Annotated in this window: 21 protein-coding genes (1 of these 21 running past the window's edge); 11 read left to right on the forward strand and 10 right to left on the reverse strand. The window is 72.8% G+C overall.

Translation table 11 applies throughout. The annotated features are described in order from the left end of the window. The first annotated feature begins 24 nt into the window (after positions 1–24). On the forward strand, positions 25–1,563 hold the full coding sequence (locus tag DGO_RS00450; RefSeq protein ID WP_014683498.1) for a dihydrolipoamide acetyltransferase family protein: 1,539 nt from the start codon (positions 25–27) through the stop codon (positions 1,561–1,563). Between the two features lie 92 nt (positions 1,564–1,655). Continuing rightward, complete coding sequence (locus DGO_RS00455) at positions 1,656–2,558, forward strand: AEC family transporter (protein ID WP_226991403.1); 903 nt, start codon at positions 1,656–1,658, stop codon at positions 2,556–2,558. 21 nt (positions 2,559–2,579) lie between these two features. Here the strand turns inward: DGO_RS00455 and DGO_RS00460 are convergent, their stop codons facing one another. Beyond that, the gene (locus tag DGO_RS00460) at positions 2,580–3,497 is read right to left on the reverse strand and encodes a magnesium transporter CorA family protein (protein ID WP_014683500.1); all 918 of its coding nucleotides are present in this window, start codon (positions 3,495–3,497) and stop codon (positions 2,580–2,582) included. A 107-nt stretch (positions 3,498–3,604) separates the two neighbouring features. Here DGO_RS00460 and DGO_RS00465 point away from each other — a divergent pair, with 107 nt between their 5' ends. Both DGO_RS00465 and xseA read left to right on the forward strand, forming a co-directional pair. Further along, positions 3,605–3,985, forward strand: coding sequence for a fluoride efflux transporter FluC (locus tag DGO_RS00465; RefSeq protein WP_043802802.1), 381 nt, complete (start codon positions 3,605–3,607; stop codon positions 3,983–3,985). Then, complete coding sequence (gene xseA / locus DGO_RS00470; protein ID WP_043800366.1) at positions 3,982–5,196, forward strand: exodeoxyribonuclease VII large subunit; 1,215 nt, start codon at positions 3,982–3,984, stop codon at positions 5,194–5,196. The genes DGO_RS00465 and xseA overlap by 4 nt, the downstream gene beginning before the upstream one ends. Before the next feature lie 392 nt (positions 5,197–5,588). On the opposite strand, the gene DGO_RS00475 is transcribed toward xseA, so the two are convergent. Beyond that, entirely contained in the window at positions 5,589–6,512 is a 924-nt protein-coding gene (locus DGO_RS00475; protein WP_050920632.1) for a sulfurtransferase, read from the reverse strand. Positions 6,513–6,693: 181 nt separating this feature from the next. Between DGO_RS00475 and DGO_RS00480 the strand changes: the two genes are divergently transcribed. After that, positions 6,694–9,090 (forward strand): DUF937 domain-containing protein, encoded by a 2,397-nt coding sequence (locus DGO_RS00480; protein WP_014683504.1) that lies wholly within the window; start codon positions 6,694–6,696, stop codon positions 9,088–9,090. Positions 9,091–9,133: 43 nt separating this feature from the next. Here the strand turns inward: DGO_RS00480 and DGO_RS00485 are convergent, their stop codons facing one another. After that, positions 9,134–9,871, reverse strand: coding sequence for a phosphodiester glycosidase family protein (locus tag DGO_RS00485; protein WP_043800368.1), 738 nt, complete (start codon positions 9,869–9,871; stop codon positions 9,134–9,136). Positions 9,872–9,927: 56 nt separating this feature from the next. On the opposite strand from DGO_RS00485, the gene DGO_RS00490 reads away from it, so the two are divergent. Further along, positions 9,928–10,164: a hypothetical protein gene (locus DGO_RS00490; protein WP_145975211.1), complete on the forward strand. Its 237-nt coding sequence runs from the start codon at positions 9,928–9,930 to the stop codon at positions 10,162–10,164. Position 10,165: 1 nt separating this feature from the next. On the opposite strand, the gene DGO_RS00495 is transcribed toward DGO_RS00490, so the two are convergent. The 3 genes from DGO_RS00495 to DGO_RS00505 all read right to left on the reverse strand — a co-directional run bounded on the left by DGO_RS00495 (position 10,166) and on the right by DGO_RS00505 (position 13,325). Further along, the gene (locus DGO_RS00495) at positions 10,166–11,272 is read right to left on the reverse strand and encodes an XdhC family protein (RefSeq protein ID WP_014683507.1); all 1,107 of its coding nucleotides are present in this window, start codon (positions 11,270–11,272) and stop codon (positions 10,166–10,168) included. Between the two features lie 54 nt (positions 11,273–11,326). Beyond that, positions 11,327–11,539: a hypothetical protein gene (locus DGO_RS00500; RefSeq protein WP_043800372.1), complete on the reverse strand. Its 213-nt coding sequence runs from the start codon at positions 11,537–11,539 to the stop codon at positions 11,327–11,329. A 118-nt stretch (positions 11,540–11,657) separates the two neighbouring features. Further along, a complete protein-coding gene (locus DGO_RS00505) occupies positions 11,658–13,325 on the reverse strand; it encodes a ribonuclease J (protein WP_043800376.1) in 1,668 nt (555 codons plus the stop codon). A 292-nt stretch (positions 13,326–13,617) separates the two neighbouring features. Between DGO_RS00505 and DGO_RS00510 the strand changes: the two genes are divergently transcribed. Both DGO_RS00510 and DGO_RS00515 read left to right on the forward strand, forming a co-directional pair. Continuing rightward, positions 13,618–14,283 carry a response regulator transcription factor gene (locus DGO_RS00510; protein WP_014683511.1) on the forward strand — a complete coding sequence of 222 codons (666 nt, stop codon included), beginning with the start codon at positions 13,618–13,620 and terminating at the stop codon, positions 14,281–14,283. Between the two features lie 90 nt (positions 14,284–14,373). Further along, positions 14,374–14,817, forward strand: coding sequence for a response regulator (locus DGO_RS00515; protein ID WP_014683512.1), 444 nt, complete (start codon positions 14,374–14,376; stop codon positions 14,815–14,817). 21 nt (positions 14,818–14,838) lie between these two features. Here DGO_RS00515 and DGO_RS00520 read toward each other — a convergent pair whose 3' ends face one another. Genes DGO_RS00520 through DGO_RS00530 form a run of 3 tightly spaced genes read right to left on the reverse strand, consistent with a single transcriptional unit; the run spans position 14,839 to position 16,597 of the window. After that, on the reverse strand, positions 14,839–15,321 hold the full coding sequence (locus tag DGO_RS00520; RefSeq protein WP_145975212.1) for a hypothetical protein: 483 nt from the start codon (positions 15,319–15,321) through the stop codon (positions 14,839–14,841). A gap of 35 nt (positions 15,322–15,356) precedes the next feature. Further along, on the reverse strand, positions 15,357–16,211 hold the full coding sequence (locus DGO_RS00525) for an HAD family hydrolase (RefSeq protein ID WP_043800386.1): 855 nt from the start codon (positions 16,209–16,211) through the stop codon (positions 15,357–15,359). Then, a complete protein-coding gene (locus DGO_RS00530; RefSeq protein ID WP_014683514.1) occupies positions 16,208–16,597 on the reverse strand; it encodes a 4'-phosphopantetheinyl transferase superfamily protein in 390 nt (129 codons plus the stop codon). Before DGO_RS00530 ends, DGO_RS00525 begins: the two co-directional genes overlap by 4 nt. A 60-nt stretch (positions 16,598–16,657) precedes the next feature. Here DGO_RS00530 and DGO_RS00535 point away from each other — a divergent pair, with 60 nt between their 5' ends. Then, positions 16,658–17,482 carry a HepT-like ribonuclease domain-containing protein gene (locus DGO_RS00535; protein WP_085961017.1) on the forward strand — a complete coding sequence of 275 codons (825 nt, stop codon included), beginning with the start codon at positions 16,658–16,660 and terminating at the stop codon, positions 17,480–17,482. On the opposite strand, the gene DGO_RS00540 is transcribed toward DGO_RS00535, so the two are convergent. After that, positions 17,446–18,450: an aldo/keto reductase gene (locus tag DGO_RS00540; RefSeq protein WP_050920633.1), complete on the reverse strand. Its 1,005-nt coding sequence runs from the start codon at positions 18,448–18,450 to the stop codon at positions 17,446–17,448. The two genes, DGO_RS00535 and DGO_RS00540, sit on opposite strands and share 37 nt — an antisense overlap. Before the next feature lie 51 nt (positions 18,451–18,501). On the opposite strand from DGO_RS00540, the gene DGO_RS00545 reads away from it, so the two are divergent. Further along, positions 18,502–20,478, forward strand: a complete 1,977-nt coding sequence (locus DGO_RS00545) for an ABC transporter permease (protein WP_043800391.1) — start codon at positions 18,502–18,504, stop codon at positions 20,476–20,478. Next, positions 20,479–20,751, forward strand: partial view of an ABC transporter permease gene (locus DGO_RS00550; RefSeq protein WP_014683518.1) — the 5' end (the start) only. Its footprint extends 642 nt past the window's final position; the window shows 273 of its 915 coding nt (coding positions 1–273); its start codon is at positions 20,479–20,481; its stop codon lies beyond the right edge, outside the window. It begins immediately after the preceding gene.

Below are 20,751 nucleotides of genomic sequence, written 5' to 3' on the forward strand. Positions count from 1 at the left end.
TCCATATCCACAACGAGGTTTCCTATGAAAGAAGTGCTGCTGCCCGAACTTGCCGAAAGTGTGGTCGAGGGTGAAATCCTGAAATGGCTGGTCGCGGAGGGTGACGACATCGCTCTGGAACAGCCCCTGTGCGAGGTCATGACCGACAAGGTGACCGTCGAACTGCCCAGCCCGGTCGCGGGCGTGCTGCACAAGCGGCTCGCGCAGGAAGGCGACGTGGTGGCGGTCCACGCGGCCATCGCCGTGATTGACGAGGGGGGCGCCGCCAGCTCGGCTCAGCCCAGCGCCACCCAGGCGATTCAGGACAGCGCGGGCAACCCGGCCGCCGACGCCCTGCCCCCCCAGGCCCAGGAGGAGCGCGAGCAGGTCGGCGGCAGCATCGTCGAGGCGACGCACCTGCCCCAGGCGGACGACGACTCGGCCAGCCTGTTCAAGGCCTTCGCCAGCGACGAGCAGGTCAAGGTGCAGGGCCTGGGAAGCCGCAGCGGCAGCGGCGCGCCGGGGTCCAGTACCGCCGGCACGGGCGTGCTGGAGCGCGGGCCGGTGGCCGCCGCGCCCGCGCGGGCCGACGGCCGGGTGCTGGCCGTGCCCGCCGCGCGTCAGCTGGCCCGCGAACTCGGGGTGGACCTGGCCGCGGTCGGCGGCAGCGGTCCCAACGGCCGCATTCGCGTGCAGGACGTGCTGGCCCACAGCGAGGTGGGCAGGCCGCAGGCCGCTGCTCCTGCGCCCGCCGCCCCGGCGGTGGCCCAGGCTCCCGCGCCTGCCCCGGCTGCACCCCAGCCCGCGCCCCGCACCCCGGCGAGCGGCGGCCTGCCTGTGCCCCCCGCGCAGTACCGCACGCCCAAGGGCTACGAGCACCTCGAAGACCGCGTGCCCCTGCGCGGCATGCGCCGGGCGATCAGCACCCAGATGCAGGCCTCGCACCTCTACACCGTGCGCACCCTGACGGTGGACGAGGTCAACCTGACCCGCCTCGTCGAGTTCCGCGCCCGCGTCAAGGACGACGCGCAGGCGGCGGGCGTGCGGCTGTCGTACCTGCCCTTCATCTTCCGGGCGGTGGCGACCGCGCTGCGCAAATATCCCAGCCTGAACACGTCTTTCGACGAGGCGACGGGCGAGATCGTGCAGAAGCGCTACTACAACCTCGGCATGGCGGTGGCGACCGACGCGGGCCTCACCGTACCGGTGCTGCGCGACGTGAACCACAAGAGCATCTTCGACCTCGCGCGCGAAGTCACCGACCTCGCCGGGCGCGCGCAATCGGGCAAGCTCGCCCCCGACGAACTGGCGGGCAGTACGTTCAGCATCACCAACATCGGGTCCATCGGGGCGCTGTTCTCCTTCCCGATCATCAACGTACCCGACGCGGCGATCCTGGGCGTGCACAGCATCGTCAAGCGGCCGATTGTCGATGAGGACGACAACATCGTCGTGGCGCACATGATGTACCTCTCGCTGTCCTTCGACCACCGCCTCGTGGACGGGGCCGAGGCCGCCCGCTTCTGCAAGGAGGTCATCCGCCTGCTGGAGAACCCCGACCGCCTGATGCTCGAAGCGCTGTAAGGACCGCGCGTGGGTGGGGGAAGGCCGTTGCTGGGGCCTGTTCCCCACCCACGGGCAGTTCTGCGCGCGTCCCCCGTGCGAGCATGGGCGGCATGCTCCAGGCGCTCGGCACCGTCCTCTTTCCGGTGATTCTGGTGGCGGGGCTGGGGGCGCTGCTCTCGTCGCGCCTGCCCATCGACCAGGCCACCATCTCGCGGATCACGCTGTACCTGCTTAGCCCGGCGCTGGTCCTCAATACCGTCCTGACCACGCCCGTGCGCGCCGCCGAGGCCTTGCAACTCGGCGCGGCGTACCTGGGCGTGCTCGTGCTGTGCGTGGGGCTGGGGTGGCTGTGCGGGGTGGGCCGCCCCCGCCCCGAGCAGCGCAGCCTCGCGGCCAGCGTGGGCATCTGGAACAGCGGCAACATGGGACTGCCCATCGCCCTGTTCGCTTTCGGCAAGGCGGGCTTCGACCGGGCCACGCTGCTGTTCCTGATGTCGTTTATCGGCATGTATGTGGTCGGGCCGCTCCTGTACGGTGGCGCGGCCGCTAGGGGGCTGGGCGGCCTGCTCCGGACCCTGTTCCGGCTGCCGGCCATCACGGTGGCGCTCGTGGCGCTGGCGTGGCGGCTGCTGCACCTGCCCGTACCGGCGGGCGTGTCGCGCGGCGTCGAGCTGCTGTCGCAGGCGACCCTGCCGATGGTGCTGCTGTCGCTGGGCCTGCAACTGGGCGCGGGGGGCTGGCCCCGGCTACACGGGCGGCTGTGGCTGGCGACGGCGGCGCGGCTCCTGGGCGGGCCGCTCATTGCGCTGGGGGTGGGCACGCTCGCCGGGCTCCAGCACGGGGCGCTGGCGGTACTGGTCCTCTCGGCGGGGATGCCCACGGCCGTCAACGCCCTGCTGCTGGGCCGCGAGTACGGCGGCGACACCGAGACCGTGGCGGGCGTGGTGCTGCTCTCGACCCTGGCCTCGGTGGTCACCATCGCGGTGGTCGTGACGCTGCTGCCGCGTCTCTAGGCCCCGGCCGTCAGGCCCGGTTCACCACCAGCCCCGGCGCTTGAAGTACACCGCCAGCACGCCCCCGACCGCCGCGAAGCTCAGCCACGCGAACAGGTAGCCGTAGGGGCTCTTGAGTTCGGGCATGTGCTCGAAGTTCATGCCCCACACGCCCGCGAGGAAGGTCAGCGGCAGGAAGATGACGCTCACGGCCGTCAGGGTGCGCATCACCTCGTTCATGCGCTGGCTCTGGAGGTTCAGGTGCAGGTCGAGCAGGCTGGTCAGGAAGTCGCGCAGGCCGTCGAGGCGGCTGCTCACGCGCGTGAAGCTGTCCTGCACGTCGCGGTAGCGCACGAGGTCGGCGCTCGTGCCGTTGGCGTGGCGGCCCAGCAGCGCGGTCGCCTCGCGGGCCTCGCTCGCCAGCCGCCGCGCCTGCCCCAGCAGGTGCTTGAGTTCGAAGACCGGCCCCACCGGGTTGCTGCGCTGGTCACGGAACACCTGTTCCTCGAGCGCCTCGACCCGCCCCTCCAGCGCGTCGCCGAGCTGGAAGAAGGTGTCGGCCGTGGCGTCGAGCAGTTCGTAGGTCACCTCCTGCGCCGTATTCACGCTCTCGCGGCCCACGAGGTCCCACACGGCCGTCAGGGCCAGCGTGCCGGTGTGGCTCAGGCTCAGGACCGCGTGCGGAAAGACGAACAGGCTCATGCGCTCGGTGAATTCGTCGGGGTCGGCGGGCCGCGTGAAGCTGCGCACCGTGATGAACGCGTGCTCGGGGTACTGCTCGGCGCGGGACCAGTGACCGCGTTCCAGGGCGTCCTCCAGGGCCAGCCGGTTGAGGGGAAAGGCGGCGCGCAGGCGCGCGAGTTCCTCGGGGGTGGGGTCGTGGGCGTCCACCCAGATTCCCTCCGACTGGCCGGTCCACTCTAGGTCCTGCCCATTGTCCAGACGCTTGGCACGGATCATCGCCGCCCATGCTATCCGCGCGGCCTGGGAAGGAGATGGAGGAGACGCCCGGGGGGCCGGCTCCCTGGCCCACCATCCCCCGCGCCCTGTCCCCCTATCCTGCGCGCATGAAGTTGTCGCTGTGGCTGTGGCTGCTCGCGGGCGGGGCGCTGGGTGCGGCCCTGCGCCAGGGGGTCGTGCTGGCGGCGCTGCCCCTGACCACCCGCACGGGACTGCCCCTGGCCGTGCTGGGCATCAACGTGCTGGGGTCCTTTCTGCTGGGGCTCACGCTGGCGCTCGTGGGCCGGGGCGTGTGGCCCGAGGCGGCGCGCGTGGCCTTCGGCACGGGGGTGCTGGGGGCCTTCACGACCTTCTCGACCTTCAGCACCGAGATCGACGGGCTGCTGGGGCGCGGCTGGGCAGGCTGGGCGCTGGCCTACGCGGTGGGCAGCGTGGCCTTGGGCCTGGGGGCGGCCACCCTCGGCCGGCTGCTGGGGGCGCGGCTGTGACCGCCGGCCGCCGGAGCCGCAAGAAGGCCGAGGTCGCCCGCCCGCCCGAGCAGTTCCTCGATCTCGCGGACGTGCTGGCCTATGTCGGGCAGGTCATCGCGCGTGGGGTGCCGGGCGCGGTGTGGGTGCGCGCCGAGATCGCCAGCCTGACCGACCGGCGGCACCTGTACCTCGACCTCGTGCAGCTCGGCGAGGGCGGCGAGGTCGCCAAGTGCCGCGCGACGTTGTGGGCCCGCGAGCGCGCCGTGCTGGAGGGCAAGTTCCGCCGGGCCACCGGGGGCCACCTGACGGCGGGCCTCAAGGTGCTGCTGTTCTGCCAGCCGGAGTTTCACCCGCAGTACGGCTTCTCGCTCAACGTGCTGGACCTTTCGCCCGAATTCACGCTGGGGGACGCCGCGCTGCGCCTGGACGCCCTGCGCGCCCAGCTGATCGCCGAGGGGTCCTACGGCCTGAACCGGCAGCTGCCCCCGCCGACCGACTTCGGGCGTGTGGCGGTCCTCTCGCCGGACGGCGCGGCGGGCCTGGGCGATTTCCGGCGCGAAACCGATCCGCTGGAAGCCGCCGGAGTCACGCAGTTCGTGTACCTGGAGGCCACCTTCCAGGGCCACGCGGCGGCGGCCAGCCTGGGGGCGGCCATCGCGCAGGCCCGCGCCGTTCACGCCGAGGCCCCGCTCGACGCCCTGGTGGTGATCCGGGGAGGCGGGGCCGTGACCGATCTGGCATGGCTCAACGACCTGGAGGTGGCGCGCGCGCTGGCGACGTTCCCGGCGCCGGTCATCACCGGCCTGGGCCACGCCCGCGACGACACCCTGCCCGACGAGGTGGCCTGCGTGCGCACCGACACGCCGAGCAAGGCCGCCGCCCTGATCGTGCGGACCGTCGCGGCGGCGGCGGCGCAGGCGCAGGAGGACGCCCGGACCATCCGCACCCACGCGGCGCAGGTCCTCGTGGACGCGGCGGCGGCGGCCGAGTGGGCGCACGACCGGGCCGGGATCGCCGCCCGGCGCGCCGCCGACCGCGCAGCGCTGGAGGTGGACGCCCTGATGCGCCAGGCGCTGGGCCTCACGCCGGGGCGCACGCTGGCACGCGGCTACGCGCTGGTGCGCGGCGCGGGCGGCGAGGTCGTGACCCGCGCGGCCGCTCTGCGCCCCGGCACGCCCCTGCGGCTGGAATTCGCCGACGGCGAGGTGACGGCCGAGGTCACGGTCTGAACTGGCCGGAGGCTGCCTGTACTTCCGGGCCTGTGGTTCTGCACAGCTCTTGTGGTGGCGAGGAGCCATAGGGCTGCGGTTCCGGGGGCATCCCATGACGAGTCCCCCGCGGCCCTCCTGGCGTGGTCGGGGCCGGCTGACCGGGCGGTGGTTCGTCTGCCGGACCGTCCGCGCCCTTGGGGAGGGCGCTGGTCGGTCGAGTGACCGGGACGGCGCTGGCGGTGCTCTTTCTCCCGGGCCTGAGGGTGAGACCGAGCTTCGCCGTCCTGCGCGGTCTGCGCCGCCGGCCTCCGGGAAAACCGGGTTTCAGGATCAGGGAGGGCCGGTTCCCCTCCTGGAGCGCGGCAGCCAGGGATCATCCGCCGGACCGCTTCGCCCGGCCGGCATGTGGATCAGGACTGGGCCGGGTCGCCGGTCGGGGTCTCCGGCCGTGGGCCGACCACCTCGTCGCCGGTGCTGAAGTCGCCGGTCGCCACCGGCCGCGCGGGGTCGCTGATCCAGTCGCTCCACGAGCCGGCATACAGGCGGTTGTCCGGCCCCAGGGGGACGCCGGCCAGTTCGCGGGCCAGCAGGTTGGGAGCCGCGCTCACCCCGCTGCCGCAGTAGGTGATGGTGGGGGCCGTTCCCGCCTCCAGCCGTCCGGTCTGGGCGTCGGCGTCGCGCCAGTGGCCGTAGGCGTTCAGCGCCCCCGACCAGTCGCGGTTCACGGCTCCCGGAATGTGCCCGGCCTGGGCGTCGATGGGTTCGCGCTCGCCCCGGTAGCGCTCGGGGGCGCGCGAGTCGATCAGCAGGGTGCCTTCCGGACGCTCGGCCACGTCCTGCGCCGTGGCGACGAGTTCGGGACGCACGTGGGGCGTGAAGGTGGCCGGAGCGTGGGCCGGTTCCTCGGCCGTCGCCTCGCCGCCCTCGGCGCGGTATGCCGGATAGCCCCCGTCCAGCACGTACGCCTCGCGGTGCCCCAGCCAGCGCAGCAGCCACCATGCCCGCGCGGCATAGAAGCCCTGGCCGTTGCCCGGATCGTCGTAGCACACGACCACGTTGCCGTTGCCGATGCCCACGCTGCCCAGCCACGCGGCCAGGGCGGCGGGGTCGGGCAGCGGGTGGCGGCCTCCCGCACCGCCCTCCTGCACCGGGCCGCTCAGGTCGGTTTCCAGGTCGGCGTAGACGGCGCCGGGCACGTGGCCGTCCATGTAGGCCAGGCGCCCCAGCAGGGGGTCGGACAGGGCGTAGCGGCAGTCCAGGACGCGCACTTCGGGGTCGTCGAGGTGGTCGAGCAGCCACGCGGCCGACTTCAGCGGGTAGGCAGGAGCGGTCATGCCCCAAGGGTAAGGCTCCGGACCATCCGCTGCCGCCCGAACCTTAGCGAACGTTCACGGGCCTGTGAGACGGGTCGGGGCCGGCGTGAAGTACGGTGAGCCGACTGACGTGTGAAATGACACACAATAGGGAGGCCGGAGGGGCGACCCCGCCGCCCGGCCCCCGAGACGAGGAGACGCCATGAACATCATGCAAGACCTTCAGACCTACTTCGGTGCGGGAGCCGCGCGGCTGGGCGAAGCGGCCGGCCTGGACCCGCAGGCGGCGGCGCGCACCCTCGGAACCGGCGTGCCCCGGCAGCTCGCCGCCCTGGCCGCCCACGCCGCCGCGCCCGGGGGCCGCGCGCAGGTACAGGAGGAGGTGGACAACCTGCCTGCCTTCGGGTCCGTTTCGGAGGTGCTGGACGATCCGGCCGGAGCCGGGCATCTGGAACAGGCCGGCGCGCTGCTGGCCCCCGTGCTGCTGGGAAGCGCGGCCCCCACGGGCGAGGGCGGCGAGGCCCGGGTGCTGCACATGGCGCTGCCCCTGCTGCTCAGCCGCCTGGGCCGGGGGGGCGATGTGGCCCAGGCCCTCGCCGGGGCAGAGGCCACGCCGCTGGACCTGACCACGGGGCTGACCGCCGTGGGGGGCGCCGCGCGGGCGGTCACGGTCCCCGGTCTGGACACGGAGCCGGTTCAGGCGGCCGCGCCCATCCCGGGGCCGGCTGTGGCCCTCACCAAAGATGTGGGCGACGCGGCTCCTGCGGCGCCGGCCCGGCCTGGTGCGGCCCCGGCCGGCGCGGTCGCGGCGGCGGGCGCCCTGGGAACAGCCGGCCTGCTCGAGTTCCTGCGGGCACAGTTCTCGGGCAAGGCGGCCGACCAGATCGGCCGGGCCGGGGGCTTCAGCGCGGGTACGAGCAGCCGCGCGGTGGCGGGGGCCTTGCCGGTCGTCCTGAATGCGCTGTCGAACAAGGGCGCGACCGAGGCGGGCACGGCCGAGCTGCTGCGCCAGGGCGAGGGTTTCGGCCGCCTGACCACGCCGGACGGTGGCCTGAACACGGCGCTGCTGGGCGACTCGGCCGAGATGGCGCGCCTGGAGGGCCAGGGCCGGGGCCTGCTGGGCGGGCTGTTCGGCAATTTCGAGGCCATGACGGGCCGCCTGGGCACGGCGCTGGGCGGCAGCGGGGCGAGTGCGGGCCGCCTGCTCGCGCTGCTGACCCCGCTGGTGCTGGCCCTGCTGGCGCGCCATACTCAGGCCCGCTCGCTGGGGGCCGCCGGCCTGAGTACCGAGCTGACCGCTCTGGGCCCGCAGCTTCCGGGCCTGATCCCTCCGGGCATGGGTGGCCTGACGGCGCTGCTGGGCGCCGGTGCCCTGGCCGGCAGCGCCGCTGCGGCGGCCAGAGCGCCCGAGGTGGCCGCCCGCGCCGCGCCGGTCTCCCCGGTCCCGCCGGTCGTTTCTGCCCCGTCGGGTGCGGCGCCGGTCAATCCTGATCCGGTCCGTCCGGCCCCGGCTAGCCCCGCAGCCGCGAACCGGCGGGCCTTCCCCTGGTGGCTCATTCCGCTGCTGTTGCTCCTGCTGCTGGGGGGATGCTGGCTGGTCAACCGCAACAACGTTGCCCAGACGGGCGCGGGCACGGCGACGACCGGCGCGGCGGCCGGCAGCGCGGCCCAAGGCGGCGGCATCGTGGTCACCAGCCCGGCCTCCGGTGCCGACCTGCCCGCCCAGGCCTTTACCCTGAGCGGCACGGCGCCTGCGGGGCTGTCGCTGCGTATCGAGGACCAGGGACAGGAGGTCGCCACGGCGACGGCCGACGCCAGCGGCAACTGGAGCGCCGACCTGCCTGCCCCGACGCCCGGCGAGCACACCTACAGCGTGATCGGCGGCGAGGGCGTACGCAGCGAGTTCAAGGTGAACGTGACCGGTGACGGCAGCGCCCCGGGTACGGAAGGAACCGGGAGCGCGGGGGGGACCGGAACGCCGGAAACCACCTCCACCTCTGCCGGTTCGGGCACGGGGGCGGCCGGGACCACGGCGCAGACCGCCGCCTTCAGCCAGCCGGCGAGTGGGGCGCAGGTGGCCGCTTCGGGCCTTTCGCTGAGCGGTACCGGACCGGCCGGCCAGAGCTACGAGGTGCTGGAGGACGGCACCAGCATCGGCAACGTGACGGTGGGCACGGACGGCACCTGGACCCTGGCGGTCCCGGCGGCGGCCCCCGGCAGCAAGACCTACGTGCTGCGTGGCGCAGACGGCCAGGAGGTCGCCCGCCTGCCCCTGACCGTGACGGGCGGCGCGGCGGCGGGCGGCGCGGCCTGCACCGAGGCCCTGACCGTGAGCCTGAAGGACGGCGAGACCGTGTCGGCCCCCTACCGCTTCGGCGGGGTAGGCAGCGGCGAGGGATACACCGTGACCGTCAAGCGCGGCGAGCGCGTGATCGGCACCCGCACGGTGGCGCTGGGCGACGGCTGCGCCTGGAGCTACACGAGCAACCCCGGTGGCCGGAGCGGCAGCCGGAGTCAGGTCACCTACGAGGTGCGGCCGCGCGGCGCCGCCGCCTCGCAGCCCGCCGAGGCCCGCCTGACCCTGACCGTGCGCAACTGAGTCTGGAGGAGGAGTGGGAGCGGCGCGCCTCCGCTCCTCTACCTCACCGCGTCACCGCCCACATGCCGGCGAAGTCCGCGAACTGCGTGTCGGCCTGCGCGGTCGCGTAGGCGCTGATGCTGCCGTCGAGGTACAGGGCGTCGGGGCAGCCCAGCGTGTCCCGGAAGAACACGGCGAAGCTGTAAAAGTTCACCGGACCGGCACTCACGGCGAATTTCACCTGACCGCCCTTGCACACGCCCACCCCGCTGCGCACCTTGAAACTGGTGCCCTCCTTGTTGAATTCCGGATGGATGCGCCCGCCCGAGAGCAGCAGCGGTCCCGACTGCGTGGCGAAGTCGGGTGCGGGATTCAGGCGGCGGTAGGCGTCCGTCTCGGTCACGGCGGCCCGCGTGCCCCTGATCCAGAACACGCCGTTGGGCCGCAGCGCGAAGTTGCCGCCCGAACGCGCGCCGTTCAGCGGCACGAGGGTCCGGCCACCTTCCACATGCAGCCCCAGCGGACGCAGGCCCGGCGCGTAGATGCCACTGTTCGTCGCGAAGATCAGGTCGCGGCCTTCCTTCGCCAGGCGGCGGCGCAGTTCTCCGAAGGTGCGGTAGGGCTGCCCGGTCGTCGGGTTGCGCCAGTGCAGGCTCAGGCGGTCGCGGCCCAGGTCCACCGTCGCCACGGTGTAGAGCAGGCCGTCTCCGGTGATGCGCGACACCTGCGCGCCCTCGGCTTCCGAGCAGGCGGGCAGGGTGAGAAACAGGCACAGCAGCGGCAGGAGGGCACGGCGACGCATCCCCGGCATGATGCCGCGCCCCCGGGTGAGAACCGGCCCCCGCAGTACACTGCCGTATGCGGCGAGTTTTGCGGACCTTCTGGACCGTGCTGCGCGAGGTGGCCTTCGCCCTGAGCGCGCAGCCCAGCCGACCCGGCGCGTCTCCGGCCGAGCGCGCGAACAAGGCGGCGCAGGCCGAGCGGCTCAGGCAGGCCCCAGAGGCGACCCTGCTGGACGCAGCCCGGCAGGTGGGCGCGGAGGGCGCGAAGGCCGCCCTGGGTCAGCCCACCCCCGCCGCCCGCCGCCGGTCCTGAGTCAGGAGGCCGCGCCGTGGGTGGGCGCGTCGTGGATGCGCCCGGCGTGGCCGTTCAGGAAGCCGCCGCCGTAGCCGCGCCGCCACGCCATCAGCTCGGCCAGGATGCTCAGGGCGACTTCCTCAGGGGCCTCCGCCCCGATCTGAAGGCCGACCGGTGAGCGCAGGGCCTCCAGTTGCGCGGCGCTGAAGGTCTGGCCTTCCGCCGCCAGCGCCGCCAGCAGGTCCAGTGCCCGCGTGCGTGGCCCCAGCACGCCCACGTATTGCGCCCCCGAGCGCAGCGCGAAGGCCAGACACACCCGGTCGCGGTCGAGGTGGTGGTTCATGACGAGGTGCTGTGCCCGTGCGGGCGGCGCGAAGGTCCCCAGTTCCTCGGGGGCGAGGTCGTGCAGCGCGGCTCCCGGAAAGCGTCCGGGCGTGAGATACGCCGCGCGCGGGTCCACCACATGCACCTCGTAGCCGAGCGCGTAGGCCTGGGCGGCCAGCGGCAGGGCGTCGTGCCCCGCGCCGTAGATCACCAGGGCGGGCGGCGGCGCGTTCAGATCGATGAACAGCGCCCCGCCCCCCGGGGCCCGCACGGTCACGGCACGCGGCTCGCGCAGGCCCAGGCGCTCGCGGGCCTGCGCCACGGCGAAGGCGTGTACCTCGGGGTCGGCCAGGGTCCCCACGACCTCGCCGTCCGGGCGCACCAGCACGTGCCCCTGCCCACCCAGCGGCACGGCCAGAGCGGCGGCCTCGCCTGCGTCCAGCGCCGCGTGCCACGCCGCCGTCACGGGGTCGCTCAGGTCCACGCGCTCGATCCGCACGTCCACGCTGCCCCCACAACCGATGCCCAGGCCCCAGGTCGCGTCCTCCGAGAGGTCGTAGTGGGTGACACGCGCCTCACCGCTGGCGATCACGTCCAGCGCCACCTCGACCACCTCGGCCTCCAGACAGCCGCCCGAGAGCATGCACACCTGCGCGCCGTCGTCCAGCACCAGCATCCGGGTGCCCTCACGCCGGTAGGCGCTGCCGCGCACGCCGACGACCGTGGCGATGGCCGCGCCCTGCCCCCGGGCGAGCGCCTCACGCAGCGCCCCCTGGAGGGCGCGGGTTTCTGCCGCATTCATAGGTGTCCGGAGTCTAGCGCCGCGCGCCCCGCCTGTGCGGAAGGGCCCCGAGGCTCAGCCCGCAAGGTCGTCGCGTTCTTCGGGGGTGATGACGCCGCGCTCGACGAGCAGCTCCAGCGGTTCGTCCGATTCGTCCAGCGCCGCGCTGAGCTGCTCGTCCAGCCAGGACAGGTCGTAGTTCTCGTCGCGGCTCAGCCAGGCGCTCACCTCGTCGGTCGAGAGACCGGTGGCCTGCGAGATGCGGGTCAGCACGTCTTGGTCGGGCATGGGGCCACCCTACCGCGTCCGGTGGACCGCGCCGGAAAGCATGAAAAAACTCCCCGGTGTACCCGGCCGGGGAGGGGAGAGGAAGGCACAGACTGGCCGGCGCGCCGGTGTGGGCGGCTCAATCCACGATCATGGGGATCAGGACCGGGTTGCGGCCCGTCGCCTTGCGCACGAAGCGCCGCACAGCGCCGTACATGTCGTCGCGCACGTCTTCGAGGCGCTTTTTCTCGCGCAGACCCTGCTCGATGCTCTCCAGCGCCACGCGGCGGATCTGGTGGTCGAGTTCGCGGTTGGGGCGCACGAAGCCGCGCGTCACGACCTCGACGTGGGGCGTGGGGTGCAGCACGGCGTTCATGATCAGGATGCCCTCCTGGCTCATGTTCACGCGGTCGAGCAGCACGTCGTCGCCCACGTCGCCCACGCCCAGGCCGTCCACGTACACGCCGCCCGCCGGCACGGTGCCGCTCACGCGGAATTCGTCCTGCCCCAGCGTCACGATGTCGCCGTTCTTGGCGATCAAGGTGCGCTTGGGCGGGCGCGGCAGCGTCTGGGCCAGCTTGGCGTGGTTGATCTGGTGGCGCGGCTCCCCGTGCCAGGGCAGGAAGTACTTGGGGCGCGCGAGGTTCAGGACCGTCGCCAGTTCCTCCTGCGAGCCGTGCCCCGAGGCGTGCACGCGGTAGGCCGGCGGGTAGATCACGTCCACGCCGAGTTCGTACAGCCGGTTGATGATGAGGTTCACGGCGTCCTCGTTGCCGGGGATCGGGTTGCTGCTCAGGATCACCGTGTCGCCCCGGCGCAGCGCGATCTTGGCGTGGTTGCCGAAGGCCAGCCGCCCCAGCACCGCCATCGGCTGCCCCTGCGAGCCGGTGCAGACGAACAGCAGCTGCTGGTCTTGCAGCTCGCCCACGTCGTCGGAGGTCAGGAACGGTTCGGGGGCCTGCATGTGGCCGGTCGCCTGGGCCACCTGGGCGTACTTGAGCATCGAGCGGCCTTCCATGACCACGCGGCGGCCCTGGCGGTGGGCGATGTTCAGCAGGTTCTGGATGCGGTGGACCTGCGAGGCGAAGGTCGTCAGGAACACGCGGCCCCGGCAGTTCTTGATGACCTCCTCGAGGTTCTCGGCGATGTCGCGCTCGCTGGCGGTACGCCCCGGGCGCTCGGCGTTCGTCGAGTCGGAGATCAGCAGGAGCACGCCCTCCTTGCCCGCCTGCTCGATGCGCGCCAGGTCGCTCGTCAGGCCGTCGCTGGGGTGCTCGTCGAGCTTGAAGTCGCCCGTGTGCAGGACCTGCCCGACCGGCGTGGTCAGGATGTAGCCGGCGTTGTCGGGAATCGAGTGCGTCATGCGGATGAATTCGGCGCTGAAGTGCGTGCCGAGCTTCACCACGTCGCCCATCTGGACCTCGCGCAGGTCGATCTCGCCGTCCTTGAGGCCGAATTCGCTGAGCTTCTCGCGCACGAGGCCCAGCGTCAGGGCCGCGCCGTACACCGGCACGCGCGGCAGCCGGGGCAGGATGTAGGGCAGGCCGCCGATGTGGTCCTCGTGGCCGTGCGTCAGGATCCAGCCGCGGATCTTGTCGGCGTGTTCGAGCAGGTAGTCAATGCGCGGGACGATCAGGTCCACGCCCATCTGGTGGGCCTTGGGAAAGGCGAGGCCGCCGTCCACGACCATGATCTCGTCGCCGTAGCGGTAGGCGGTGATGTTCTTGCCGATCTCGCCCATGCCCCCGAGCGGGATGACTTCGAGGGAAGGCTTGGCGGGCTGGTCCGCTGGATTGGATTGGGTCATTACAACTCCGGGCACGCGGGGTGCGGGGGAAGATCAGGCTTGGCCGCCGCAGGGGGGGCGCAGCTGAAGGGGCTGAGCGGGAAGGTTGTGTCGCCTGAGCGTGCAGAAGCCGGAACAACTGGGCATTCTCCGCGTCCAGAACGTGGTCCACCCACCCTAGCACATGCCCCGCCCCGGCACGGCGGCCCCGCAGGCGGCGTCTTAAGGTCCGCTCAAGCCTGAAGGGGGGGCCTTCAGGGGCCTTCCGGCCGCGCGGAGCGGGCGTTCACGTGGCCGTCGTATCATGTGACCTGTGAGCGAACACCGCATCCTTGTGATCGAGGACGACCTCGATATTGCCAATGTCCTGCGCCTGGACCTGACCGACGCGGGATACGCCGTAGATCATGCCGACTCGGCCATGAACGGTCTGATCAAGGCCCGCGAGGACCATCCCGACCTGATCCTGCTGGACCTGGGCCTGCCCGACTTCGATGGCGGTGACGTGGTGCAGCGCCTGCGCAAGAACAGCGCCCTGCCCATCATCGTGCTGACCGCCCGCGACACCGTCGAGGAGAAGGTCCGGCTGCTGGGCCTGGGGGCCGACGACTACCTCATCAAGCCCTTCCATCCCGACGAGCTGCTGGCCCGTGTGAAGGTGCAGCTCCGGCAGCGCGCCAGCGAGAGCCTGAGCATGGGCGACCTCACCCTGGACCCCCAGAAGCGCCTCGTGACCTACAAGGCCGAGGAACTGCGGCTCTCGCCCAAGGAGTTCGACATCCTGGCGCTGCTCATCCGGCAGCCGGGCCGCGTGTACTCGCGCCACGAGATCGGCCAGGAAATCTGGCAGGGCCGCCTCCCCGAGGGCAGCAACGTCGTGGACGTGCACATGGCCAACCTGCGGGCCAAGCTGCGCGACCTCGACGGCTACGGCCTGCTGCGTACGGTGCGCGGCGTGGGCTACGCCCTGCGCGGCTGAGACGGCGGACGCGCCGGGCCCGGGCGGGGTATAGTTGCCCCCTATGCTGCGTGCGCGCCCTGACCCCTTCTCGGCCACCGGGGGCTGCTGATGCCAGATTCGCGCCCCCACGTCGAGATCCTGCTGGTCGAGGACAGCGAACCGGACATCCTGCTCACGCAGGAGGCCTTCGCCGAGGCGCAGGTCCGCAACCGGCTGCATGTCGCCCGCGACGGCGACGAGGCCATCGAATTCCTGCGCCGCCAGGGCCAGTACGCCCAGGTGCCTCGCCCCGACGTGATCCTGCTCGACATCAACATGCCGCGCAAGAACGGGCTGGAGGTGCTGGCCGAGCTCAAGGCCGACCCCGAGCTCGCCAGCATCCCGGTGCTGATGCTCACGACCAGTCAGGCCGATACGGACATCAGCGACGCCTACGCCCGGCATGCCAGCGGCTACGTCATCAAGCCGGTGGGCTTCGAGAATTTCCTGGACGCCATCCGCGCCTTCGAGAACTTCTGGCTGACCTTCGTGCGCTTTCCGCCGCGTCCCTGAGCCGGGGCCGCGGCCGGGGGCTCAAGCCACCTGCCCGCCGCTGCGGTCCTCTTCGAGCAGGATGCCGAAGGTGCTGATCCGGCCGTCGGCCCGAAACCCGATGACCAGCGACCACACCTGTTTGGGGGCCTTCTCGAAGGTGGCGCTGCGGACATAGAAGGTTTCGCCGTCCTCGCTCAGGGTCCGCTCGCGCACGAGTTCGCGCTGGGCACCGTACTGCGCGACCCCCGACAGCCGGAAGGCCCGGAAGGCCGCGAGGCTGCCCCACTGCGCGCGCACCTCGGGCGTGAAGCTCTGCCACAGGGCGTCGAGCCGCACGGCGTAAAAGTCCTCCAGCAGTTGCCGCCCCCGCGTGAGGGCGGCGGCGCGCTCGGGGGCGGGGGCCGCTGCCCTGCCTGGGGCGGTGGGAACACGGGTCGCGGGCGTGGCGGTCTGGGCGAGCGTCCCCGGCAGCGCCGTCAGCACGAGAGGCAGGATCCAGCGGCCAGCCCTAGAGGGAGTCATGCTCCAGCGTAGGCCGGCGGCGGGGGGCGGCGCGGTCAGCGGGGAGACAGTTCGGGGCAGGCGTCCGGCCAGGCGCCGCGCAGTTCGGGCAGGGTTTCGAGCAGGGCGGCCACCCCGTCCTCGGTGTGGCTCAGGGTCCGTTCGCCGGCGGCGGCGACGGCCTCGGGTTCGGCGTTGCCCATCGCCACCCCGCGCCCGGCCCAGGCGAGCATCTCGGCGTCGTTGGGGGCGTCCCCGAAGGCCAGCACCTCGCGGCGACCGATGCCCAGGTGCGCGCACAGCCGCTCCAGCCCCCAGGCCTTGCTCACCCCCTCGGCCATGATCTCCAGAAACGGAGCCCCGCTGTGGGTCGCCGCGAAGCCCGGCAGGTCCAGCGCCCGCAGGTGCGCCAGCAACTCGCGCGGCGTGAGGGCGGGGTGGCGCGCGATGAATTTCAGGCTCGGCTCGGCCACGACCTCCGCCAGCGCAAAGGGCGTCATCTCGGCCGGGAGGCGTTTGTGGTCGCTGAACTGCGCGAGGCGCGCATAGCCCTCCTGCGCCACGAAGACCTCGCCGCCCCGGCGCACGCTCACGAACAGGGTGCCGGGCACGCGCGCGCTCAGGGCCTCGGCGACGGCGCGCTGCACGTCGGCGGCCACGTGGGCCTCGAACAGCACCTCGCCCGTGCCCAGGTGCACGCACAGGGCGCCGTTGCCGCACAGGGTCCAGCCGCCGAAGCCCGCCGCCCGCGCGATGGGCCGCAGGCCGCGTGGCTGCCGCGCCGTGATCGGGACCACCGGAATGCCCGCCGCCCGCGCCGCCGCCAGTGCCCGGAGGGTGCGCGGGCTGAGGCTCAGGTCGGGGCGCAGCAGCGTGCCGTCGAGGTCGGTGGCGATCAGGCGCACGCTCACGCGAGCCGCTCCTCCAGCACCACCACCGCCGAGGCGTGCTCCTTGGTGTGGGTCAGGGTCAGGTGGGCGACCCAGCCGCGCCGCGCCATCTCGGCGGCGAGGTGCGGCGCGTAGCCCAGACGCGGGCGCGCGAAGGGAAAGGGGCCGCCGGGGGTCGCCTCGCGCACCACCCACACGTCGCGCCAGCCGTGCGGGCGCGGCCAGACCTTCTGGAAGGCCTCCTTGGCGGCGAAGCGGGCCGCGAGGCTGGGCGCGGGGTCCCGCAGGCGGGCGCAGTAGGCCAGCTCCTCGGGGGCGAAGAGCCGCTCGGCGCGCCGGCCCTCGCGCGCCAGCATGCCCCGGATGCGCTCGATCTCGATCAGGTCATGGCCCACGGCGACGATCACCGCCCGATCATAGGCCCCGTGGCCCCCACGTACAGGCGCGGCGCACTATCCTGCCCGCACATGACCGCGCCGCTGTTCCCCGATCCCCGGCTTCAGGCCGTCGCCTCGGCCCTGCGCTCGGGCGAGGCCGGGTGGCGCGCGCTGGGGGTCACGCGGCTGCGCGTGTTCGGCAGCGTGGCGCGCGGCGAGGCCTGGGGCGGCTCGGACATCGACCTGCTGGTGGACTTCGCGCCGGGGCAGGAAGCCGGGCTGCTCGACCTCATGCGGGTCAAGGCGCTGTGCGAGGACCTGCTGGGCCGCCGGGTGGACGTGCTCACCGAGGCGGCCCTGAAGGCCCCGCTGCGCGGCGAAATCCTGGCCGACGCGGTGGATGTGACGGCCGTGACCGGAGAGCTGCCCGTCACCCACCGGCCCAAGCGGTGGCGCTGGCGGGTCTACGACCTGCTGGACGCGCTCGACCGCCTCCAGGAGGACACGGCGGGCCTCTCGCTCACCACCTTCCTGCGAGACGAGCGCACCCGCGACGCCGTGCTGCGTAACCTCGCACGCCTGGGCGAGACGACCAAGTTCATTCCCCAGAGCGTGCAGGACCGGACCCCCGACCTGCCCTGGGCGTACCTGCGCGACATACGCAACCTCATCTCACACGACTATTTCGGTATCGACCCCGAGCTCGTGTGGCATACCCTGCGCCGCGAGTTGCCGCCGCTGCGTCCCCTGTTGCAGGCCCTGGCCGAGGGCCGCCTGCTGCCGGGACCGGACCGCGTGTTTCAGGACCGGACGGTGACCGCGCAGGCGCAGACTCCCCCAGTGGAGGTCGTCGGGACCCGGCCGGACGCCCAGGCCCCTCAGGTCCACGGCAGCGCCGAGCGCGAGCGCCAGTAGGTCTCCGGTTCCTCGGCCAGCCCGGCCAGCTCTCCGAGGTCGGGGGTGAGGTCCAGGGCGCGCAGGTTGCCTTGCAGGTGCTCTGGGGCCGCCGCGCCGCTCAGGACGAGGTCGGCCCAAGGCTGCGCGAGCGCGGCGGCCAGGGCCACGGCGTCGGGGCCGACCCCCAGGCGCGCGGCCTCGGCGGCCAGGGCCGGGGGCACGTCGCCCGCGCCGCTCAGGCCGTGCGCGGTGAGGCGCCCGTTGGCGACCCCTTCCTTGACCACCACCGTCCAGCCTGCCGCGTGGGCCTCGGCCAGCGCCGCGCCTGCCGAGGGCTCCAGCAGGTTCCAGGTGGCCTGTACCGCCGAGAAGGGGTTCACGCCGTCCACGCGCGCCGCCAGCGCCCGCCGCAGCGTGTCGGCCTGCCGGGGGCCGCTCGTGCTCAGGCCCACGCGCACGCCCCCGGCGGCCAGGTCGGCCAGGCGGGCCAGGACCCCGGCGTCCTCCAGCACCCCCGTCTCCAGCGTGGCCGAGTGGATCAGATACAGGGCGGGCGCGCGGCCCAGGCTGGCGAGGGTTTCGGGCCACTGCCGCTCCAGCGTGGCGAGCGAGTGGTCCTTGACCTCGTGCGCCGGGGCGTCCATATGCCAGTCGGCGACGTAGGTGTAGCCCCATTTGCTGCCCAGCACGGCTTCTCCGGCGTGCCCACGCGCGCCCAGCCAGCCGCCCAGAAATTCCTCGGCCCGGCCGTAGCTGCGCGCGGCGTCGAAATAGCGCAGTCCCGCCGCCCAGGCCTGATCGAGCATGGCCCAGGTCCGTGCCCGCAGGTCCCCCACCGCCTTGTCCGGCCCCAGCGCCGCGTCGTGGCCGAGGTTGATGTAGGCGGGGCGGCCCAGCGCCGCGAGCCCCAGGCCCAACCGGGGCGTGCCGGGGGGTAGGAGCGGCGGGGCGGAGGGGCCGGCAGGGGGGGCGAAACCGTGTGACATAAGGGAGTTTAAGGCGATTCCCACCCGGTCTAGACTGCGTACAATGCAACGGTGACGCAACTTTCTGATTCCCGCCCATCTGCGGCCGCGTCGAGAATCGCTCTCGTCGCGGGCGGCGTCGGGACGGCCGCCCTGCTGCTGACCCCGCTCGCCGCCCTGGGACGATCATTCGACGGCGGAGCCGCCCTGCTGCACCTCGGGGGCCAGATTCTCAACACCAGTTCGAACGGGGACATTCCCCTGCCCTCCGCCGCCACCACGCTCGGGCTGGGCTGGGCCGCGCTCGCGCTGCTGGTCGCCACGGTGGTCGGTGCGCTGCGCAGGGCGCGCTGGTTCTGGGTCACGGGCCTGCTGGCCTTCGTCGCGGCCCTCGCCGCCGTGCTGCTGCTGGGCCGCACCCTGGGGGCCGAGGCCGCGCGCGTGGCGACCGACAGCACCCTGCGTGCCGGTGCCCGCCGTACCCTGCGCAACTTCTATGAGGGCGGCGGCATGAACATGGGCCTGTTGCTGCCCATGCTGGCCGGCCTGATCGCGGCGGGTGCAGGGCTGAGCGGCCGCCCGGCGTGGTGGGACCGCCTCAATCGCCTGCGCGGGCTGCTGGTTCCGGCCGTCGCCATCGCGCTGGCGATCCTGGTCGGCGCGGTGGTCGTGCTGGTGGTGCAGCCGCCGGTCAACCTCTCGGGTCAGACGCTCGGGGCCTGGGGCGGCTGGCTCACGCGGGCCGACATCGTGTACTTCGTCTACTCGACGCTCTTCGCGCCCGTCACGGCCCTCAACCCCTTTCTCGACAGCCTCAAGCTCGCCACGCCCCTCATCTTCACGGGGCTCTCGGTGGCTTTCGCCTTCCGGACGGGCCTGTTCAACATCGGCGCGCCGGGGCAGCTCACGATGGGCGCGGTCGCGGCGATGTTCATGGGCGTGTACGGCCCTCCCGGCCTCGGCTGGTTCCTGCTGCCCCTGACCGTCATCGCGGCCGGGCTGGGCGGCGCGCTGTGGGGCGCCATTCCGGGCCTGCTCAAGGCCAGATTCGGCTCCAGCGAAGTCATCAACAGCATCATGCTGAACTACATCGCCTCGGGCATCTTCATCTTCCTGATCGGCTCGAACACCTATCCCTTCTTCGGCCAGACGCGCGCCCTGCCTTTCAAGGCCGAGGGCTACGAGGCCCAGAGCGCCGAGCTGCTGCCGGCCGCCCGCCTGCCCACCATGCTCGACCTGCTCAACGTGGGCACTGGCGGCGCGACGGTCCTGAGCCTCGGGCTGGTGTTCGCGCTCGTGGCCTTCGTGGTCGCCCGCCTCGCGCTGCGCAAGGTGCGCAACAAGACCCTGATCTCGCTCGCGGCGGCCGTGGTCGTCGGGGCCGTGACGTGGCGCATCGGCGTGCCGGTCGAGGGCGTCGCCAGCCAGCTCAACGCCGCCTTCCTCATCGCGCTGGCCTGTGTGGCGCTGTTCGGCACCCTGATGTGGCGCACGGCGACCGGCTACGCCCTGCGCGCGGTGGGCCTCTCGCCCAAGGCGGCCGAGTACGGCGGCATCAGCGTGGCGCGCGGCACCATCCTCGCCATGACCATCGCGGGCATGTTCGCCGGTCTGGCGGGCACCCATTACGTGCAGGGCGGGGCGCTCGACGCCTACCGCCTCAAGGGCAACATGCCGGTCAACGTGGGCTTCGACGGCATCGCGGTCGCATTGATGGGCCAGAGCACCCCGGTCGGGGTCGTGGCCGCCAGCGTGCTGTTCGGGACCATCGACACGGGTGGCATCGACGCCGACCTCAAGCTCGACGCCATCAACCGCGATATCGTGACCGTGCTCAAGGCGTTGATCGTGCTGTTCATCGCCGCCGGGGGGTTCCTCAGCCGCCGCGTCACCGATCCGCCGCCGCCCCAGCTCGTGGCGGCCACCGACCGCACCGGCCGCGCCGAGGCGGGCCGCGTGGGGCCGTCCGCCGCCGCCACCGAGGCCCAGACCCCGCTGCCCAACGTCGGCCAGAGCACTCTCGACAACACCCGTGAAGGGGGCAAGTAAATGGACGGTGTCCTCGCCCAGATCCTGACCGTCACGTTCTTCGTGACTTTCGTGCGCAGCCTCGTGCCGCTACTCCTGACCGGCCTGGGGGGCCTGTTCAGCGAGCGCAGCGGCGTGGTCAACGTGGCCTTGGAAGGCCTGATCATCTTCGGCGCGCTGACCGGCGCGGTCGTGACCCTGGCGACCCAGGGGGCCCTGGGCGCGCTCTCGCCCTGGGTCGGCTGGGTGGCGGGCGCGGCGGTCGGCGGCCTCATCGCCTGGATCCACGCGGTC

Origin of the sequence: Deinococcus gobiensis I-0 (assembly GCF_000252445.1) — a bacterium.
Lineage (GTDB): Bacteria > Deinococcota > Deinococci > Deinococcales > Deinococcaceae > Deinococcus > Deinococcus gobiensis.

Bases quoted from the DNA above. Each gene is read 5' to 3' on its own strand.
- DGO_RS00450 (WP_014683498.1), top strand. From the start codon at position 25: ATGAAAGAAGTGCTGCTGCCCGAACTTGCCGAAAGTGTGGTCGAGGGT.
- DGO_RS00455 (WP_226991403.1), top strand. From the start codon at position 1,656: ATGCTCCAGGCGCTCGGCACCGTCCTCTTTCCGGTGATTCTGGTGGCG.
- DGO_RS00460 (WP_014683500.1), bottom strand. From the start codon at position 3,497: ATGATCCGTGCCAAGCGTCTGGACAATGGGCAGGACCTAGAGTGGACC.
- DGO_RS00465 (WP_043802802.1), top strand. From the start codon at position 3,605: ATGAAGTTGTCGCTGTGGCTGTGGCTGCTCGCGGGCGGGGCGCTGGGT.
- DGO_RS00475 (WP_050920632.1), bottom strand. From the start codon at position 6,512: ATGACCGCTCCTGCCTACCCGCTGAAGTCGGCCGCGTGGCTGCTCGAC.
- DGO_RS00480 (WP_014683504.1), top strand. From the start codon at position 6,694: ATGAACATCATGCAAGACCTTCAGACCTACTTCGGTGCGGGAGCCGCG.
- DGO_RS00485 (WP_043800368.1), bottom strand. From the start codon at position 9,871: ATGCGTCGCCGTGCCCTCCTGCCGCTGCTGTGCCTGTTTCTCACCCTG.
- DGO_RS00490 (WP_145975211.1), top strand. From the start codon at position 9,928: ATGCGGCGAGTTTTGCGGACCTTCTGGACCGTGCTGCGCGAGGTGGCC.
- DGO_RS00495 (WP_014683507.1), bottom strand. From the start codon at position 11,272: ATGAATGCGGCAGAAACCCGCGCCCTCCAGGGGGCGCTGCGTGAGGCG.
- DGO_RS00500 (WP_043800372.1), bottom strand. From the start codon at position 11,539: ATGCCCGACCAAGACGTGCTGACCCGCATCTCGCAGGCCACCGGTCTC.
- DGO_RS00505 (WP_043800376.1), bottom strand. From the start codon at position 13,325: ATGACCCAATCCAATCCAGCGGACCAGCCCGCCAAGCCTTCCCTCGAA.
- DGO_RS00515 (WP_014683512.1), top strand. From the start codon at position 14,374: ATGCCAGATTCGCGCCCCCACGTCGAGATCCTGCTGGTCGAGGACAGC.
- DGO_RS00520 (WP_145975212.1), bottom strand. From the start codon at position 15,321: ATGACTCCCTCTAGGGCTGGCCGCTGGATCCTGCCTCTCGTGCTGACG.
- DGO_RS00535 (WP_085961017.1), top strand. From the start codon at position 16,658: ATGACCGCGCCGCTGTTCCCCGATCCCCGGCTTCAGGCCGTCGCCTCG.
- DGO_RS00540 (WP_050920633.1), bottom strand. From the start codon at position 18,450: ATGTCACACGGTTTCGCCCCCCCTGCCGGCCCCTCCGCCCCGCCGCTC.